16 protein-coding genes are annotated in these 17,329 nt (G+C 37.5%); 9 read left to right on the top strand and 7 right to left on the bottom strand.

All coding sequences use genetic code 11. The features are described from left to right. Nucleotides 1-22: 22 nt before the first annotated feature. Nucleotides 23-418 (bottom strand): DoxX family protein, encoded by a 396-nt coding sequence (locus SanaruYs_RS09845; RefSeq protein ID WP_127122382.1) that lies wholly within the window; start codon nucleotides 416-418, stop codon nucleotides 23-25. A gap of 222 nt (nucleotides 419-640) precedes the next feature. On the opposite strand from SanaruYs_RS09845, the gene SanaruYs_RS09840 reads away from it, so the two are divergent. Beyond that, nucleotides 641-1,147 (top strand): GNAT family N-acetyltransferase, encoded by a 507-nt coding sequence (locus SanaruYs_RS09840; protein WP_246011885.1) that lies wholly within the window; start codon nucleotides 641-643, stop codon nucleotides 1,145-1,147. A gap of 277 nt (nucleotides 1,148-1,424) precedes the next feature. Then, a complete protein-coding gene (locus SanaruYs_RS09835; protein WP_127122380.1) occupies nucleotides 1,425-3,131 on the top strand; it encodes a TonB-dependent receptor in 1,707 nt (568 codons plus the stop codon). A 17-nt stretch (nucleotides 3,132-3,148) separates the two neighbouring features. On the opposite strand, the gene SanaruYs_RS09830 is transcribed toward SanaruYs_RS09835, so the two are convergent. From SanaruYs_RS09830 to asnS, 4 genes are all read right to left on the bottom strand, one after another. Further along, entirely contained in the window at nucleotides 3,149-3,763 is a 615-nt protein-coding gene (locus SanaruYs_RS09830) for an FISUMP domain-containing protein (protein WP_127122379.1), read from the bottom strand. 199 nt (nucleotides 3,764-3,962) lie between these two features. Next, the gene (locus SanaruYs_RS09825; RefSeq protein WP_127122378.1) at nucleotides 3,963-4,427 is read right to left on the bottom strand and encodes a GNAT family N-acetyltransferase; all 465 of its coding nucleotides are present in this window, start codon (nucleotides 4,425-4,427) and stop codon (nucleotides 3,963-3,965) included. A 149-nt stretch (nucleotides 4,428-4,576) separates the two neighbouring features. Further along, nucleotides 4,577-5,551, bottom strand: a complete 975-nt coding sequence (locus SanaruYs_RS09820) for a peptidoglycan DD-metalloendopeptidase family protein (RefSeq protein ID WP_127122377.1) — start codon at nucleotides 5,549-5,551, stop codon at nucleotides 4,577-4,579. A 245-nt stretch (nucleotides 5,552-5,796) separates the two neighbouring features. Then, nucleotides 5,797-7,230 carry an asparagine--tRNA ligase gene (gene asnS, locus SanaruYs_RS09815; RefSeq protein WP_127122376.1) on the bottom strand — a complete coding sequence of 478 codons (1,434 nt, stop codon included), beginning with the start codon at nucleotides 7,228-7,230 and terminating at the stop codon, nucleotides 5,797-5,799. 569 nt (nucleotides 7,231-7,799) lie between these two features. On the opposite strand from asnS, the gene rpoN reads away from it, so the two are divergent. The 4 genes from rpoN (at nucleotide 7,800) to SanaruYs_RS09795 (ending at nucleotide 11,706) form a co-directional block, all read left to right on the top strand. Beyond that, nucleotides 7,800-9,305: an RNA polymerase factor sigma-54 gene (gene rpoN / locus SanaruYs_RS09810; RefSeq protein ID WP_127122375.1), complete on the top strand. Its 1,506-nt coding sequence runs from the start codon at nucleotides 7,800-7,802 to the stop codon at nucleotides 9,303-9,305. A gap of 40 nt (nucleotides 9,306-9,345) precedes the next feature. Then, nucleotides 9,346-9,969 carry a hypothetical protein gene (locus SanaruYs_RS09805; protein WP_127122374.1) on the top strand — a complete coding sequence of 208 codons (624 nt, stop codon included), beginning with the start codon at nucleotides 9,346-9,348 and terminating at the stop codon, nucleotides 9,967-9,969. A gap of 9 nt (nucleotides 9,970-9,978) precedes the next feature. Continuing rightward, nucleotides 9,979-10,761, top strand: coding sequence for an enoyl-CoA hydratase-related protein (locus SanaruYs_RS09800; protein WP_127122373.1), 783 nt, complete (start codon nucleotides 9,979-9,981; stop codon nucleotides 10,759-10,761). 66 nt (nucleotides 10,762-10,827) lie between these two features. After that, nucleotides 10,828-11,706, top strand: a complete 879-nt coding sequence (locus SanaruYs_RS09795; RefSeq protein WP_127122372.1) for a patatin-like phospholipase family protein — start codon at nucleotides 10,828-10,830, stop codon at nucleotides 11,704-11,706. On the opposite strand, the gene SanaruYs_RS09790 is transcribed toward SanaruYs_RS09795, so the two are convergent. Continuing rightward, a complete protein-coding gene (locus SanaruYs_RS09790) occupies nucleotides 11,672-11,938 on the bottom strand; it encodes a hypothetical protein (protein WP_127122371.1) in 267 nt (88 codons plus the stop codon). The two genes, SanaruYs_RS09795 and SanaruYs_RS09790, sit on opposite strands and share 35 nt — an antisense overlap. Then, complete coding sequence (locus SanaruYs_RS09785; protein WP_127122370.1) at nucleotides 11,925-12,491, bottom strand: RNA polymerase sigma factor; 567 nt, start codon at nucleotides 12,489-12,491, stop codon at nucleotides 11,925-11,927. The genes SanaruYs_RS09790 and SanaruYs_RS09785 overlap by 14 nt, the downstream gene beginning before the upstream one ends. Before the next feature lie 112 nt (nucleotides 12,492-12,603). On the opposite strand from SanaruYs_RS09785, the gene SanaruYs_RS09780 reads away from it, so the two are divergent. The 3 genes from SanaruYs_RS09780 (at nucleotide 12,604) to SanaruYs_RS09770 (ending at nucleotide 17,172) form a co-directional block, all read left to right on the top strand. After that, a complete protein-coding gene (locus SanaruYs_RS09780) occupies nucleotides 12,604-13,110 on the top strand; it encodes a hypothetical protein (protein ID WP_127122369.1) in 507 nt (168 codons plus the stop codon). A 479-nt stretch (nucleotides 13,111-13,589) separates the two neighbouring features. Next, nucleotides 13,590-16,556: a ligand-binding sensor domain-containing protein gene (locus SanaruYs_RS09775; protein ID WP_127122368.1), complete on the top strand. Its 2,967-nt coding sequence runs from the start codon at nucleotides 13,590-13,592 to the stop codon at nucleotides 16,554-16,556. Further along, complete coding sequence (locus tag SanaruYs_RS09770) at nucleotides 16,540-17,172, top strand: response regulator transcription factor (RefSeq protein WP_127122367.1); 633 nt, start codon at nucleotides 16,540-16,542, stop codon at nucleotides 17,170-17,172. The genes SanaruYs_RS09775 and SanaruYs_RS09770 overlap by 17 nt, the downstream gene beginning before the upstream one ends. Nucleotides 17,173-17,329 lie beyond the last annotated feature (157 nt).

Raw genomic sequence — 17,329 nt, 5'->3', positions numbered from 1 at the left:
ATGTGTCCTTAACACCTCATGATTATTTCAAAGCAACGAGATCTCTCAGTTTTGCACTGCGCAAGTATAAACCTATCCAGATGAAGAGGGCCACATAAATAGGGAAAAGCACATGACTAAAAAGTGGATTACCAATACGAACATGTGTGGCAATGGCACCTCCTAAATATCCTGTTAAAAGTAAAGCGCCAAAGAATGAAGTCCGTGGGATGGTATAAAGTAGTGTGCAAACTAGAAGTATAACACCAAGACTACCAATAATCGTTTCAGGATAACCCAGTTCTACAGTTCCTTTAATAACCGCTTCAGGTTTTAAAAATTTTCCAACAATGTCGAACACAAGAAAGAGTATGGCAAATCCGCTTAAGCCCCAACCTATTCGGTGAGCTTTTCTTGATGGTAAGTTTTCCGTTTTCATATTTATATTATTTAATTAAGACCTTACAAAGGTCAGATACTTAACAGTTCTTTCTGTAGTGCATTCATGACATTTTACAGGTGTAATTGCGTCAATCTTTCAAATCTGGATCGATGAGTATTAATGAAGATAGAGTATGGAAGTACGATAAGATTTTATCTTGTAATTACTTTTTGTTTGAAAACCATTAGGTTATAAGTATACATTTTCTAGACTTGCATCATGAAGTACATAATCGAAACGGAAAGACTATACCTCAAAGAACTTCACTTGTCTGATGCTCCATTTATTGTTGAATTGTTAAATAGTCCAGGTTGGTTGCAGTATATAGGTGATAGAAATGTAAGTGATATAAAAAAGGCAGAAGAGTATTTAAAGAACGGTCCTTTAAAAAGTTATGTGGAGCTAGGCTACGGACTTTCATTGGTTGTGCTAAAGAATAGTAATAAGTCGGTTGGTATGTGTGGATTGCTTAAAAGAGAATACTTGGAACATCCGGACATTGGTTTTGCATTTTTGTCAGAGTTTATGGGAAAGGGGTATGCTTTGGAGATAGCGATGGCACTTAAGCAATATGCGGAAGTACATTGGCATGTAAAAAAACTTTGCGCTATCGTGCAGAGTGATAATGATCGTTCTGTTAAGCTTTTAAAGAAATTGGGACTGTCATTTAAGGAGAAGATAACCTCACCCACAACAAATGAAAAAATTGACTTGTATAGTAATTGAGCCAATGTCCTTGAATGGAGGCTTTTTTTTGCTTGTGTTAAAGAAGTATTCTAATCGGCCGCAGATCAATTGTTGTGCATAAAAGATCAAATTGAAATAGAGTGTTTTCTTCATTTAGAAGCACAATCTTGTATTTCGATTAATTAACTCGTTTTTCTTTCTCATTGTTTGTATGCAATCCAGATAATAGGCAGGTTCGTTTGACATGCCTCATTTGTTTGAATATTGCCTTGTTCTAATTTTGTTTTCCAGCCGCTATAACTCGTTGGAAATGAACATGCAAAAATTCATTCTATTTCTAGTGATGCAAATATTTTCAGTAAGCTTTGTTTACGGACAAGAACTAGATGATATCGGAAATGAGAAGCCGCTAGCGATTAACGGGTCTACCTCTTTCAGTCAATTGTTTTATGGTGTAAGTGGTATTGAATCCAGACGAGTGCCTTATACTTACTTTGCTAATGCAAGTTTGAATTTATCTATTTACGGATGGAGCATTCCGTTTAGTTTTTCGCTCTCTAACCAAAACACTTCTTTTCAGCAACCTTTTAATCAGTATAGTATTAACCCTAGTTATAAATTTGTTACTGCACACTTGGGCTATACGAGTATGTCTTTCTCGCCTTATACGGTTAGCGGACATATTTTTTTAGGTGCGGGCATAGATGTAGTGCCAGAAGGTAGGTGGTCGTTAAACGCATTACATGGTAGATTTCTAAAACCAGTAACGTATGATACAACCTATAGTGATGCAACACCTGCTTTTGAGCGAATGGGTACAGGCTTTAAGGCAGGTTATAAAGACGGTAAAAATTCAATTGACTTCATTCTTTTCAGATCGACAGATGATTTAAACTCAATAGGTGCATTGCCAGATAGCTTGAGTATTTTTGCAGAAGAAAATCTGGTAGTTAGTTTTGCGTGTGGCACCACTGTACTCAAACAATTTTTATTGCATGCAGAACTGGCTGGTAGTGCTTTAACACGTGATACAAGAGATACAGCTATTCACCAGAGTCATATTTTAGCGAGTCCTGAATTTTTGTTTACTTCCCGATCATCGTCAGCCTATTATCAGGCTTTTAAAGCCTCATTCAATTATCAGTTTTCCGGGCAAAGCATTGGATTGGGTTTTGAACGTATTGACCCTGGATACAGAACGCATGGTGCTTATTTTTTTAATAGCGATTTAGAAAATATTACAATCAATGTAGCATCCAGTTTATTGAAAAGTAAAATGCAAGTCAATGCAAGTGTGGGTACGCAACGTGATAATCTTGATCAGGAAAAACTAAGTAGCTTTAGAAGAATGATTGGGTCAATTAATGTGAACTATACTCCATCACAACAAGCTACTTTATCAGCTGCGTATTCCACTTTTCAATCTTTTGCCAACATACGTTCTCAGTTTGTTGATATCAACCAGCTAAGTCCTTATGATAATCTTGATACGTTGAACTTCACGCAGTTGTCGCAAAGTGCCAATCTTTCATTTTCATACTCTTTGGGGAAGAGTGAAGACAGAAAGCAAAACATGAGTGTTAATTTAATGTACCAAACCGCTGCGGATAAGCAGGGAGGCGTCAAGCAAAACGGTGGTACAGCATTTTATAATACAAATGTTGCTTACTCTATTAATTGGGTGCCCCAAAATATACTTATGAGCTTCTCTTTAAACACCTCAGTTAATAGAGGTTCAGGAATTGACTCACAAACATTTGGTCCTGTGTTGTCTTTATCGCACACTTTTTTTGATAAGAAATTCAGGTTAATGTTTTCAAGCTCGTATAACAATACAAATAATCAATTTACTTCTGGCAATGCAGTACTGAATTTTAAGACAAGTGGGGCTCTTACATTGAAAAAGAAGCATGTGCTTACTTTAAGTGCGGCTATGATTGAAAGGAAAACAAATAACGCTGAACAAAAATCTTTTACAGAGTTTACTGGCAATGTTGGCTATGTGTATAGTTTTGGGTTATAGATTGAGAGATTTAAGTTCTAATTATCTTTAACAAACCTTACTGTAAATCTGTAATCAGGACTGTCGTTACTATCGTAAACTACCATTCTTAGCGAAGTCATGTTAAGTCCTCCCTCTTGAATACTTAAGGATAAACCTTCTGTCATCCAGAACTCTGCAACATCACCATCGAGAGGCTGACCTGTACCAAAGATGTAACCAGTGGGATAGATATTAAATTTGGAAGTGTTGGTGCCATTAACATTTTTCCAATTGCTTACCGAAGTGAGTGTTTTTATTTTTTCTGTTTCCGTGCCATAACTGGGTATAGTAATGTTATGAAACGCTGCTAGTTTTTTAAAATCTTCGACTGTAGGTAAGCGCCAACCTTCAGGCAGAATAATAGCCTCTACCTCTGCTTTAGTATAGTACTTTCCATATTCAGGTTTAGAATTAGTGGCGTCAAAACTCAAACCACCAGTACCTGCGTAATTAACTATTGTCCATGTTTGATCACCAAAGGTTATGGTTGGGTAAGAATTATTTTCAATAGTAACACTAGTTGGGGTAGGTGTGATTGGTTCATCATCTTTACAGCTTATAAATGTACTCAGTGTTGTAATGAATATTAAAATTTTTGAGTTATGAAACATCAGTATAATTTTTTTGGTAACAATGCGATTGTAACGCTGGAACTTTTTTAAAGTTACGTTTCACCAAAGATGTTGGTAAAACTAATCTCGATTGATTAAGAACGCTCCCTTTATAAGGGTGAGATTTTTTAAAAGCAGTAAATTTTAATGCGGATAGTGGTGATTTGGTGCTGCTATTAAGACTGCAGAATTTTGATGCTTATAAATCTTTTGAAAGTATAATCATATCTCTGCATTCAATTCCATTTTCAATGATGGGTTCATCATAGTTATCGGTAAAGAAATCTTTTATTATTTTATTGATACGGAAGCCAACTTTTTGATATAGGCACAGTTGTGCCACGCTGGAGTTACCGGTTCCAATAAGTATTTTTTCGAATCCTTTCGTTTTGGCGATTTCAAAAGCATGATTCAATAAATGAGTACCAACGCCTTTACCTTGGTATGCAGGCTCAATTGCTATATTTTTTATTTCGATACTTTCACGATTTACGGATTGAAGCACATAGCAGCCGATGATGAGCCCTTCTTTTTTGACTGTATAAATGTCAGCGCTAAAAATGTATTTATTGATGTTTTCTTTTGAAGGATCAGCTAGTAAAAGCAAATTGAATGGAATTTCATCTTGTTTTTCTACTCTTTTTATTTTTATACCCGTTAACATGGTATTGATATCTTACAAGTATTGGCGGACTTAAAAAAATTCTTAATAACAATATCCCTTCGAAGGTTATAATCTTGAGAAGTTATTCTTCAGTGTGATCCAACGGTGATTTTCATGAGAGAACATTAGAAAATACCCTTTTAAATTCTCTATTGGTTTTTTACTTTTTGGTGTTGAATGGGTGAGTAGTTAGTCTTAGCCTCTCCATTTACAAGAATCTTATCGAAGTAGCATTTTATTCCGGTTGCCACATTCATATCCTCTACATTTTGGATATGAAAGTGTAAATGAGGCTCAGAGGAATTTCCAGAATTGCCACAGAGTCCTAATAGTTGTCCTTGATTTACTTTCTGCCCTTGTTTTACAACAATGGAGTTTTGTTTGAAGTGTCCAAAAAACAAATATTCATTATTAGCTGTTTTTATAATTACTGTATTACCTGGAACATACAATGGGTTTGAAGCTCCGGGTTCGTTGTCTTTTATACCATCTACAACTAAAACAACTGTACCATCGCAAGGAGCGATTAATTCTTTATTGAAGGCATAGTAATCTTCATTAGTTTTTCCATCCGTTTTATATGAATTCCCTTTTTCATTTTTGATGACCATATCAAAAGCATTTTTCTGAGCTTTACTTTCAACATGGTAGTTTATTTCTTTGGTATCTCCACCCCATACTACATGCCATTCGTCCTTAAATGGCAGCATTAACTTGGTAGTATTGCGCTCTGGTTTTGGTAGATTATCTTCTATAAAGGGTTTTATAAAAAAGCCATTTATTGCTGATTTATCGTCAACTGAGACTGTAAGGGCAAGAAGTGCTTTTTCAAAATTTGTTTTATAGACTGCATAGCTTTGCTCGTATTTTACAAATTCACGCTTGGTAATTTTTCCAGCCTGTTGTTTTAAGCTTGTTAGAAATTCTTTGGTTTTTTCTATAGGTAATGCTTTTTGCATTTCAGGTGAGAAGCCTGCAAAGATTGCATCGTAATTATCTGCATTGTAATTCTTTTCGAAGCTATCAGCAGCTGATTTGTATGTGGGTTTTTCTGTTTGCGCGAAGCTAAAAGTTGAGAGAAAAAACAATACTGAAAATGCTGAGAAAAATTTTATCTTTTTCATTTTGATGATGGGGTAAGTAATGTAACTATAATACTAGCTGGATTGCAAATCTCCATATAGTAAATAAAGATAATTGATTAGTAGCAAATTGCAATTAGCGTCAGATTAACTAGGAACAGGCAGGAATGGTCTGTGGGGACACAGACCATGGAGGAGGAGTTTGATTTCCTCAGCGTTGCTTTGCTAACGATGAGGAAGATTAGATGGTAATGGTCTGTGATGCACAGACCATGTATGAGGAATAATTAAAACTCAGCGCTGCCTGGGTAGCGTGGGTAAGCGATTACATCGCGGATGTTGGTCATGCCGGTAACGAACTGAATTAATCGTTCGAAGCCTAAACCAAAACCTGCGTGCGGAGCAGTACCGAATTTACGCAGTTCTAAATACCACCAAATCGTTTCTTCAGAGATGCCTAATTCTTTAACACGATTTATCAGGCGATCGTAGCGCTCTTCGCGTTGTGATCCACCAATGATTTCGCCAATACCCGGGAAAAGTACATCCATTGCGGCTACTGTTTTTCCATCTTCGTTCTGGCGCATGTAGAACGATTTGATAGCTGCCGGGTAGTTGTAGAGGATAACAGGTTTCTTAAAATGTTTTTCCACCAGAAAGCGTTCGTGCTCACTTTGTAAATCGGCTCCCCATTCGTTGATCAAATACTGGAATTTCTTCTTCTTGTTGGGTGTGGATTCTCTGAGAATATCAATGGCCTCTGTATAAGTAAGGCGTTGGAAATCATTTTCGACAACAAACTTTAGTCTTTCGATTAAACCTAGTTCGCTGCGCTGATCTTGTGGTTTGGCTGCTTCTTCTTCTTTAGCGCGCTTATCGAGGAATTCGAGATCTTCCTGGCAATTGTCTAAAGCATATTTACACAAGTATTGAATGAAGTCTTGTGCCAACTGCATGTTGTCGTTAATGTCGTAGAAAGCCATTTCTGGTTCTATCATCCAGAACTCTGCTAAGTGACGTGAGGTATTGGAATTTTCGGCACGAAATGTTGGGCCGAAAGTATAGATATCGCCAAGCCCCATGGCAAAAGTTTCGCCTTCCAGCTGACCGGAAACAGTGAGGTTAGCTTCGCGGCCGAAGAAGTCTTCTTTATAATTAATTTTTCCTTCTTCTGTACGTGGTGGTTTTTCCATGTCAAGCGTGGTTACACGGAACATATCACCAGCACCTTCAGCATCGGAACCCGTAATGATGGGTGTGTGTATGTAGAAGAAACCTCTGTCGTTAAAAAACTTATGCACAGCAAAAGCCATGTTATGCCTTACGCGGAAAACAGCACTGAAAGTGTTAGTGCGTACACGTAAATGGGCTATTTCACGAAGGAATTCAAGGGAGTGTTTTTTAGGCTGAAGCGGAAAAGATTCAGGATCGCTGTCACCATAAATCTCGATGCTCTCAACTTTTACTTCTACCGTTTGGCCTTTTGCTGGTGAAGGAATTAGTTCGCCAGTAACTGCGAGACATGCTCCGGTTGTAATGCGCTTGAGTGTGGCTTCGTCAAACTTACCCAACTCAACAACAGCCTGTAAATTATTAATGGTTGATCCATCGTTCATGGAAATAAACTGGTTGTTGCGGAAGGTTTTTACCCAACCCTGTACAGTAACATGTTGGTTAGCAGGGGTGGTTTTAAGTAAATCTTTGATTTTAGCTGTTCTCATAATCGTTTTGGCTGAATGCTGTTACAGATTTTGTAAGGCACACTTTCAATAAAGACCGCAAAAAACGTGAATTGGCAAGACTTGTCAAAATTGAAAAGGATGTGTTGTCATCAAAACGCCAGCTCGTTCAATGCCAATGCCTTGGTTCGTGTCTTCACGAACCAGTATTCTACTCCTCGGTCTGTGTCCTCACAGACCGAAATGGATGGTCTGTGAGGATAAAGACCATGTTAAAGAAGAGAGATGGTCTGTGAGGACACAAACTATGGGTTAAAATATTTTGTAAAGTGCTGAAATGCAGGCTATTTGAACTCGTGTTTAGTTTTTATGCCAGACTCATTTTTATGAAACCCTATCGGCCAGGGATAGTAGCGTAAATCCTTTTTGCCGCTGGGATTTGTGGGCTGGCGCAAAAAGATTGTAGCGAATAGCCCGGTTTGAGTACCTGCCTGTGCTTATGGTTTTGCAGCGGGAGGCAGGTACAAAAAAGCCGCCAAAAGAATTGATACTTGTGGCATGATTTTTTTTATGGCTTGCGTTGAAATGATAACTTTGTTTAGAATTCAGGTATGCAGAAACTAGGGTTAAATCAGTCGTTACAACAAAAGCTGTCTCCGCAGCAGATTCAGTTTATTAAACTGCTACAGGTACCTACTGCCGAGTTGGAGACAAGAATTGAAGAGGAACTGGAAATAAATCCTGCTTTGGAAGAGGGTGAGACAGAGACACCAGACACCACTGATGATAATACGGCAGAGGCTGAGCCAGAAGAATATGGTGAGACATCCAGTGGTGATGATGAACTAGACATTAATGACTACCTGCGAGATGATGACTACAGTGGGTATAAGATGCAGGGTGATGGCGATGGCGATGAGGACGATCGTGAGATGCCAATGGTGATGGGCACCAGTTTACAAGAGTTGTTGCTAACGCAACTTGGCTACCTGGGTCTTGATGAAAAGCAAAGCAATATTGGCAAACAACTTATTGGTAGTATTGAAAATGATGGCTACATAAGAAGAGAACTTGATGCTATTGTTAATGACCTAGCTTTCTCGCAGGGCATTGATACTACAGCTGAAGAAGTAGAAACTATTTTAAAGAAAATTCAAAGTTTTGATCCGGCTGGCATTGCTGCCCGAAATTTGCAGGAATGTTTGTTGCTGCAACTTGAACGTTTGAAGCAAAGCATTGAAGAAGATGATGCTGATAAATTTACGAAGTCGTATGTGGTGGAGAAAGCCATGCAGACGGTGCGTGATTGCTATGAGGAGTTTACAAAGAAACATTACGATAAAATTATTAAGAAACTTGATATAGCTGAAGAAGATGCTGATGATATTAAGGATATCATCACATTGATTTCAGGCTTGAATCCTAAACCGGGTGGTGTGAGTGCCACTACGGGTGTTTCTAAAAATCAGGTGATTATTCCGGATTTTATTTTAACGAACAACAATGGCAAGTTGGACTTGGCACTGAATTCTCGCAATGCACCTGAGTTGCGTATTAGTCGATCGTACACCGATATGTTTAAGGCTTACGACAAAGGCGATAAGAAAGACAAGAAATTAAAAGAGGCTGTAACTTTTGTAAAACAGAAGTTGGATGCTGCTAAATGGTTTATTGATGCGATTAAACAAAGACAACAGACTTTGTTGCGCACGATGAAGGCCATTGTTGATTTTCAGTATGATTACTTTCAGGAAGGGGATGAGACGAAGTTGAAGCCTATGATTTTGAAAGATATTGCTACGATGATTAATATGGATATCTCCACTGTTTCGCGTGTGGCCAGCAGCAAAGCAGTGCAAACTGATTTTGGTATTTTTCCGTTGAAGTATTTTTTCTCTGAAGGTATTGCAACAGACTCTGGCGAAGAGGTAAGTAGCAGAGAGGTGAAGCAGATTATTAAAGATTTGATTGTGGCTGAACCTAAAGGTAAACCACTTTCGGATGATAAGATTGAAAAGATTTTGAATGAGAAGGGGTATAACATTGCCAGAAGAACTGTGGCGAAGTACCGCGAGCAGCTTAATATACCGGTAGCGAGGTTGAGAAAGGAATTGTAGACAATTTGAAATTTCAAATTTCAAATTTAAAATTAATTGAATGAAGTTATTAGCCCAGTTCATTTCTGTTATTACTCATCCTTTACTCTTAGCCACTTATTTATTTTCCCTGTTTGCGTGGTTATATCCACCGGCTATGTTTCCTGTTAGCGATCGATCATTTCGCGGTGTTTTGATGCTGATTTTTATTTGCACATTTCTGCTGCCTGCTATTAACGTATATTTCTTTAAGGTGTTTGGTACGATCTCATCTATGAGTATGCCCTTACGAAAAGAGCGTATTGCGCCATTTTTGATGATTACGTTATTGTATTGTGTGATTACTTTTTTATTACATCTTAAATTGCATTTCGGCTTGCAAGATCCATTTATGAAGTTCTTGTTCATAGTTGATGCTTTGGTATTAGCTTCTTTTATCGTCACCTTATGGATGAAGGCAAGCATACATAGTCTGGCGATGGGTGGTTTTATGGTGATGCTGGTGATGTTGAATTCGATGACGGAGAACGGAGTACTATTTTATCCTTTACTTGTTGTTATTATGATTATGGGTGCTGTTATGACTGCTCGCTTATATTTACAGGTACATACAGTAAAAGAAGTGATGGTTGGATTTGGCGTTGGTTGTTTGGTGAGTACTATTGGGATGATCTATTTATTTTAATTAAAAAATATGGCTTATACTTTTTTGAAATATGATGTAGCAGAAGGTGTTGCTAGCATTACTTTAAACAGACCTGATGTTTACAATGCATTGAATGATGAGATTACTTATGAACTACAGGATGCATTGAAGGCTGTTGCCAAAGATGAATTGGTTCGTGTGGTGGTGTTGACAGGTGAGGGTAAAGCTTTTTGTTCGGGTCAGGATTTGAAAGCTGCTAGTGGTCAGCAGAAACGTTCGTTTATGGATTCTTTACACAAACGTTACAATCCGATTATTCGCGCGATGCGTAATTTACCGAAGCCCATTGTTTGTCGTATGAATGGTGTAGCAGCAGGTGCTGGTTGTTCTATTGCCTTGGCTTGCGATGTGATTGTTGCCAATGAGGAAGCACAATTGATTGAGATTTTTATCAATATTGGTTTGGTGCCAGACTCTGGTTCGTCTTTCTTTTTACCAAGAGCCGTAGGCTTTAATAAAGCTTTTGAATTGTGCAGCATGGGCAACAGGCTGAAAGCAAGTGAGGCTGTGAGTATTGGCTTGATTAATAAGGCTGTGCCAGCGGGGGAGTTAGATGCAGCGGTGAAAGGTTACACTGACTTTTACGCGAAGGCACCAACAAAATCGATTGGCTTAATAAAGAAAATGTTGAACAAAGCGCAGACAGCTTCCCTGGATGAGATGCTAGACTATGAAGCGTACTGTCAGGAAATTGCCGGTAGCTCTCAGGATTATAAGGAGGGTGTACAGGCGTTTTTGGAAAAGAGGAAGCCGAATTTTGTGGGGAAATGATGGAATAGAAGATAGAATATCAGATAAAGAATTAGAGTATAACTTCTGATATGAATTGATAAGTATATGAAAAATGTACGCTTAGTACTGGGTAGCGGTGGGGCTCGAGGTATGGCGCACATAGGCGTTATAGAGGAGCTTCAAAAAGCTGGTTTTGTAATTAAAGAAGTAGCAGGTTGCTCGATGGGTGCTATTGTTGGCGGACTCTATTGTGCAGGCCATATGGATGAATATAAACATTGGCTGATAAGCTTGAGTCGCTTTGATGTATTCAAGCTGTTAGATTTTACACTATCTTCTCAGGGTATAGTAAAAGGTGATCGTGTTTTCAAGGCAATTGAACAACTCATTGGTTACCACGAAATTGATAAATTCACTATTCCCTTTACAGCTGTTGCCTGTGATCTGATAGCGCGAGAAGAAATTTATTTTCGGTCAGGAAGTTTATTTAAGGCGCTTAGAGCATCTGTTGCTATTCCGACAATCTTCACTCCTGTTGTTGATGGACAAAGACAACTGGTAGATGGCGGTGTGCTTAATCCTTTACCCATGAATTTGGTTAAGCGCGAACCTGATGAATGGTTAGTAGCAGTTAATGTGAATGGAAATAAAGCTGATATAAAAAAAGTAGCAGCTCCTGTTGTAAATGAAGAGAAGGCTGCTTACCTGCGCATGCTCGATCATTTCAGAACACAGATTTTGCGCTTCGATAGTAAGGCAGAGGAGACTGTGGAGAAGCTTGGCTTTTTTGATTTGATGAATAAATCGTACGATATTACTTTGGATCGTTTAACCGATTTAATGATTGAAATGCATAAACCTGATTTGGTGGTTGAAATTTCGCGCGATGCCTGTGGTGTGTTTGAATTTTACAGGGCCAACGAAATAATTGAAGAAGGTAGAATTGCTTTTAAGAAAGCATTGGAGGCGAAGCAAGCTCAATAGCCTTTTTGGTATTGGCATTTAGATCTTTATTTTCCCTTTGTTCCCACCGTAATACGATAATTAATATGATGGTGAGAAAAGCTGCAATTAAAAAGTAAATGAATACTTTAAACATACGTTTCCACTTCTGGTCACGTTCGTGGCGTTCCATAATGTCACCGTAATTGCGATGTCTTGCAATATTGCCGGTAGTCATTCGCTGACGTCTTAACCTTATGTCATTTCTTGCCATCGTACTTAATACTCAGGTTAAATTGTTTACGTAAACGGTCAAGCGCTCTGTAGGTTCTCATTTTTGCTCCACTTTCTGTGATATCGAGAATAAACGCAATTTCTTTAAAATCTTTATCTTCGAAAAAGCGAAGTTCCAACACCTCTAGCATGTCTGTTGGTAGTTCTTTAAAATATACCAACAATTGTTTAATCAGGTCTTCATCCCAGCCTTCATTCCCCTGATCCATCAACTCTTTTATTCGAATTTCTTCTAAGCTGAAGACGCGATCCGTTTTCTTCTTTCTGTAATGTTTATTTACCTCATTGGCTGCAATTCTGTAAAACCAGGCAGATAGTGGCAGTCCCCTGAATTCAAAACGATTTAAATTGTTAAGTGCATTTAAAAAAGTCTGTGAGCAGAGGTCAGCGGTTAAATCTTCATCATCGGTTTGGCGATAGATAAAGTTGAAGATCCTGTCGAAGTACTTTTCATATAGAATGCCAAAGTGTTTTGAATCACGCTTAGCACGATCTAGTATTTCATACTCCTGCCGTATTTCTGCTTCGGTCATAGCCAGATTTCATTCGTAATTCGCCACAAGCTGAAAAGTCACAAAATTTACAGCAATACGGGTGATGTATAAGTTGTGAAAAGTAGTAAACTTTATCTAAATGCTAAAAACCATGAAATATTTATTTCTTCTCCTCTTAAGTTTACCCATTTTAGCTAAGGCTCAGCAAACTTCACCATGCATGAATATTGCACAAGCGCGTGAGTTTGATTTTTGGATAGGCGAGTGGGATGCCAACGTAACAGGTAGCGAAAAATTGGCCGGACACTCAAAGATTGAGATTGCTTCCGGGGGGTGTATGATATTGGAGAATTGGACTTCTGCCGGTCAGCCTTTTACTGGAAAGAGTATGAATTTTGTTGATCCTGCCACCGGCAAGTGGAAGCAGGTATGGGTAGGCTCTGGTGGCCTCAATGTTACTGAATTTCTTAATGGTGAATATCGTGATGGTGCCATGCGCTTTGAGTATGAAACATTATCACCAGCGGGCAAGAAACAATTTGTTAAATTCCATTTTTATAACATTAGTAAAAATGAAGTCAGACAACTGCACCAAACATCTGAAGATGGTAGTGTGTGGGTAACTACGTATGACTTTACTTACAAGAGAAAGGCGTAGCTTTATTTGTAGCAGCCTCACCTACCATACACAAGGCTTCATAAATTTCAATCGATTAAGTAGTCTTAACTTTCTTTAGGTAAGTAATGATTGTGCCAATCTCTATATAAAGCAAGTGCACCTCAATTTCTTCTTTGTGTAAAAAACCATAATAGCCACGGTAATGATAGAGAGCTTTTATAAAAAGTTGCTCACTTGTTGATTTTTATACCGTCTTTTAAAACACTTAATGGTCAAAATTGCTTAGTATTTTCAATGGGGGTAGGCTTTAGGACCAATTTATCGCATCTTTTCGCAATAGTTTACCGTATGTTGGGTTATATGGACTCAATTAAATAGCCCTAAATTGGCAGGATTAGAATTGAGTTTAAAATAATTTTATCCAAAAAGGTAATAGTACACTTTATGTTTTTGTAGCTAGGTATCAAAATCCGCCTCAGATATGCTGGTACATGACAATTTAAAATGATTAGTAACTGATGAAACAATTCATTGCATGTGTCCTTATTTTACTGACAAGCAGTTCAGTTCAGGCCCAGCAATACTCGCTTAAAAACTATAAGGCGATTGATGGATTGCCGCAATCACAGGTAAATATGGTTGTTGAAGACGCCCAAGGTTATTTATGGGTTGCCACTCAGGGGGGAGGGTTGGCTCGCTTTGACGGGAGTGAATTTAAAGTATACACAACTTTAGATGGGCTGTCAAGCAACATCATTAGTTTTCTAAAAATAGATTCTAAACAGAATCTTTGGATTGTCCATCCACGCGGAATAACAAAATTTGATGGGAGAACTTTTAAAGTTTTTGAGCAACCTGGAATGCCCGCAAACAATAAACGCTTAAGAAGAATTTTTCAACAAGGTGACTCTCTTTTTTTTCTCTCTTCACCTGGAACACTCGGAAAAATTTTTAATGACTCTGTTTATTACTGGGCTAAACATGTAAAAAAGAATAAAAATATAGCTTATTCACATTTGTTGCCATCAAAAGAAACCATGCTGTACCTCAACGACAGCTCATTTGTTATTCTTGGCAAAAGTGGAAAGCGTTCGTTTAATCATAGCAATGATTTTAACAGACTCTATTCCATGTTTACAATGAACCAGGAAACTTGGCTTTTTACCGACAGTGGATATTTCACCTTAGATACAGAAGCATTGATTTTCACCAAAAGAGATTTGAAAGTCAAGAACACTGTCCTCTTTTATGATTCTAATAAAAATATATTCTGGACCAGGTATAAGAATCATTTACTGAAGGAAACAATTACAACAACAACGCATAAGGTTGATACTATTAAAATAGAAGGGTCAATTGTTCAAATACTTCCAGATTCAGAAGGCAATACATGGCTGGCAACTAATGGTAATGGTTTATATAAATATTTTATTCAGGACTTTAATAAGTGCAGCTCTGATAACATGCGAAGTGTGATGGCCATTTTAAAAGAAGATGATGGCACCACTTGGATAGGAACCACTAATCAGGGACTGATCAGAATGAAAGGAACGAAAGTCGAACATTTTATAGATTCTAAGGAACCCTATAGAAATGCAATAACCTGTATAAAGAAATCGCCTGACGGTACAATATGGGTAGGAACTCAGTATGGTTTAGGACAGTACCAGTATAAGACAAAAACTTTTAAATGGTTTACCAGTAATGAAGGTCTAAGTGGTAGTTCTATCACTAGCATACAGTTTGATGAAAAAGGTAATTTGTGGGTTGGAACCTTTGGTGCAGGATTAAGCTATTATGACGGACAAAATTTTAAGCATTATACCATTAAAGACGGATTAAACAGTAGTAGCATCTTTTCATTGTTTTATAGTGCTCATTATAAATCCTTATTTATTGGTGGTGAGTTTGGAATTTCTGATTTGAAAAATGGTTTGATTTATCATCCTAATATTGCAGAAATTGGCAATACAAATATCTACTCCATTAATCCTTTTCGCGACTCACTTTTATTAATTGGCACTGGTGGCTCAGGTGTAGTATTATATAATCCGAGAACGATGTACAAAAAACGTATTAGTTCAAAAGAAGGGTTATCATCCGACTTTATTTATTTCGCAGCGGCTGATCCGCACGATGATATTTGGATCGGTACTGAAAAAGGGATTTCCAGGATCAGATTGGACAGTAATCTTCAAATTGAAAGTACGCTTCAATACGATCACACTAACGGACTTGAAGGTATTGAAGCAAACCAGAATGCTTTTCATTTAGCAAAAGATGAACACTATTTTGGTATGATTGATGGGCTATATGAATTCTATACGATTGAAAGCAAAGAGGCGAAGTCATTTCCTTTACATCTCACTGAGGTAAGTCTTTCTTATGGTAAGAGGGGTATTCAGTCATACTCAAAAGGGGTTGAAGGTTTTTTTAAAATTCCTGTAGATCTTAGTCTGCCTCCAGATGAGAATAATATTAGTTTTAATTTTAACAGGGTAGACAAGCGCTATCCAAAATCAGTTAAGTTCAAGTATCGTTTAGTCAACCACGATAGAAGTTGGTCCCTTCCTTCCTCTAAATACGAAGCTAATTATTCTAATCTTCCTCCAGGGTTATACACCTTCGAAGTTATTTCGACAAACAACATTGGTGCCTGGGATTTAACACCACTTAGATACAATTTTGAAGTTGAAGCACCATTTTATCAGACAGCTGGTTTTCTATTCACGATTACAGTTTTAGTCATTGGTCTTATTCTACTTTATTTTTATTTAAGAGTGCGCCATAAAGTTCAACGAGCTGTAGAGTTAGAACAAATAAGAGCCAGAGAACAGGAGATGCTTAGAAAGGAAATAGCCAGGGACTTTCATGATGAAATGGGCAACCAACTTTCGCGTATCATTAATTATGTCAGTTTGCTACGATTAAACGGCAAGAGTGGTATGTCCCAACAAGATTTATTTTCAAAAGTCGAAGGGTCTGCCAAATATTTATACACGGGTACTCGCGATTTTATCTGGTCTATAGATCCGGTCAATGACGAGTTATCGAAACTCTTCATTCACTTACGCGATTTTGGGGAAAAGTTATTTGAAGAGAAGTCTATCAGTTTCAGAGCCTATAACGAAGTACGTGAAAAAATTGTGCTTCCATATGGTTTCAGCAGGCAGGCAAATCTTATTTTTAAAGAAGCTATGACCAATGCCTTTAAATACTCTGAAGCGCAAAATGTTAAGCTTTCATTACAAAGAAGGGGTAATATGTTCATTATGTCTTTTGAAGATGATGGCAAAGGGTTTTCTGTACCGGACTTGAAAAGTACAAATGGTTTGCAAAATATTAGAGATAGAGCTAACCGTATTAAGAGTATTTTACGTATTAGCAGTACACCTGAAGATTTAAGCCAGGATAGAAAAGGGATTACAATAATTAGTTTAGAATTCAATAATATTAAATTAATAAAATATGGCATTACCGTTTAAAAAGAGAGTAGTACTGGTAGAGGATGACCAGGAAATAAGAAATAGTTTTAGTCTCATTGTTAATAGTTCGCCAAAATTTATTGTGGTGAATGGCTATGGAACAGGCGAAGAAGCTATTGCCAGTTTACAAAGGGATAAGCCTGAGATTGTGTTAATGGACATTGAATTGCCGGGCATGAATGGGATCCACGCTACAAAAACAATTAAGGATAAAATGCCTACTGCAGATATTATAATGGTTACTGTTTATGAAGATAGTGATCTTGTATTTGAAGCACTGAAGGCAGGCGCTTCTGGCTATATAACGAAGAGCGCTAATTATATGGAGCTGCTATCTGCATTAGAAGAAATAACAAAAGGTGGTGCACCCATGAGCAGCCGCATAGCCAGGATGGTAATAGATAACTTTCATGTTAATCCGAATTCACCACTCACTAAGAGAGAAACAGAAATTTTACAACTGATTTCAGAGGGTAAGACCTATACGCAAATATCAGAGGAACTGTTTATTTCTAAGGAGACCTCAAAAACGCATATCAAAAATATTTATTCAAAACTTCAGGTTACTTGTAAATCTGAGGCGATAGCTAAAGCAAATCTTGAAAAATTGATTTAAAGTATAAGTTTTTTTTTGGTTTGTCTTTTTTCTAAGAGGCTGTTTTATCAAGTTGTTTCATTACTTCAAAATGTTTTTTGAAGTAATGAATAGACTTTTAAAGCAGCTTTTTCATTTTTAAATATTTTTTTATTAATTCCAACCTCTACTATACCAC

The organism is Chryseotalea sanaruensis (assembly GCF_003990915.1).
Lineage (GTDB): Bacteria > Bacteroidota > Bacteroidia > Cytophagales > Cyclobacteriaceae > Chryseotalea > Chryseotalea sanaruensis.
Note: the sequence above shows the minus strand (reverse complement) of the source record. Positions and strands in the feature narration are given on the sequence as shown.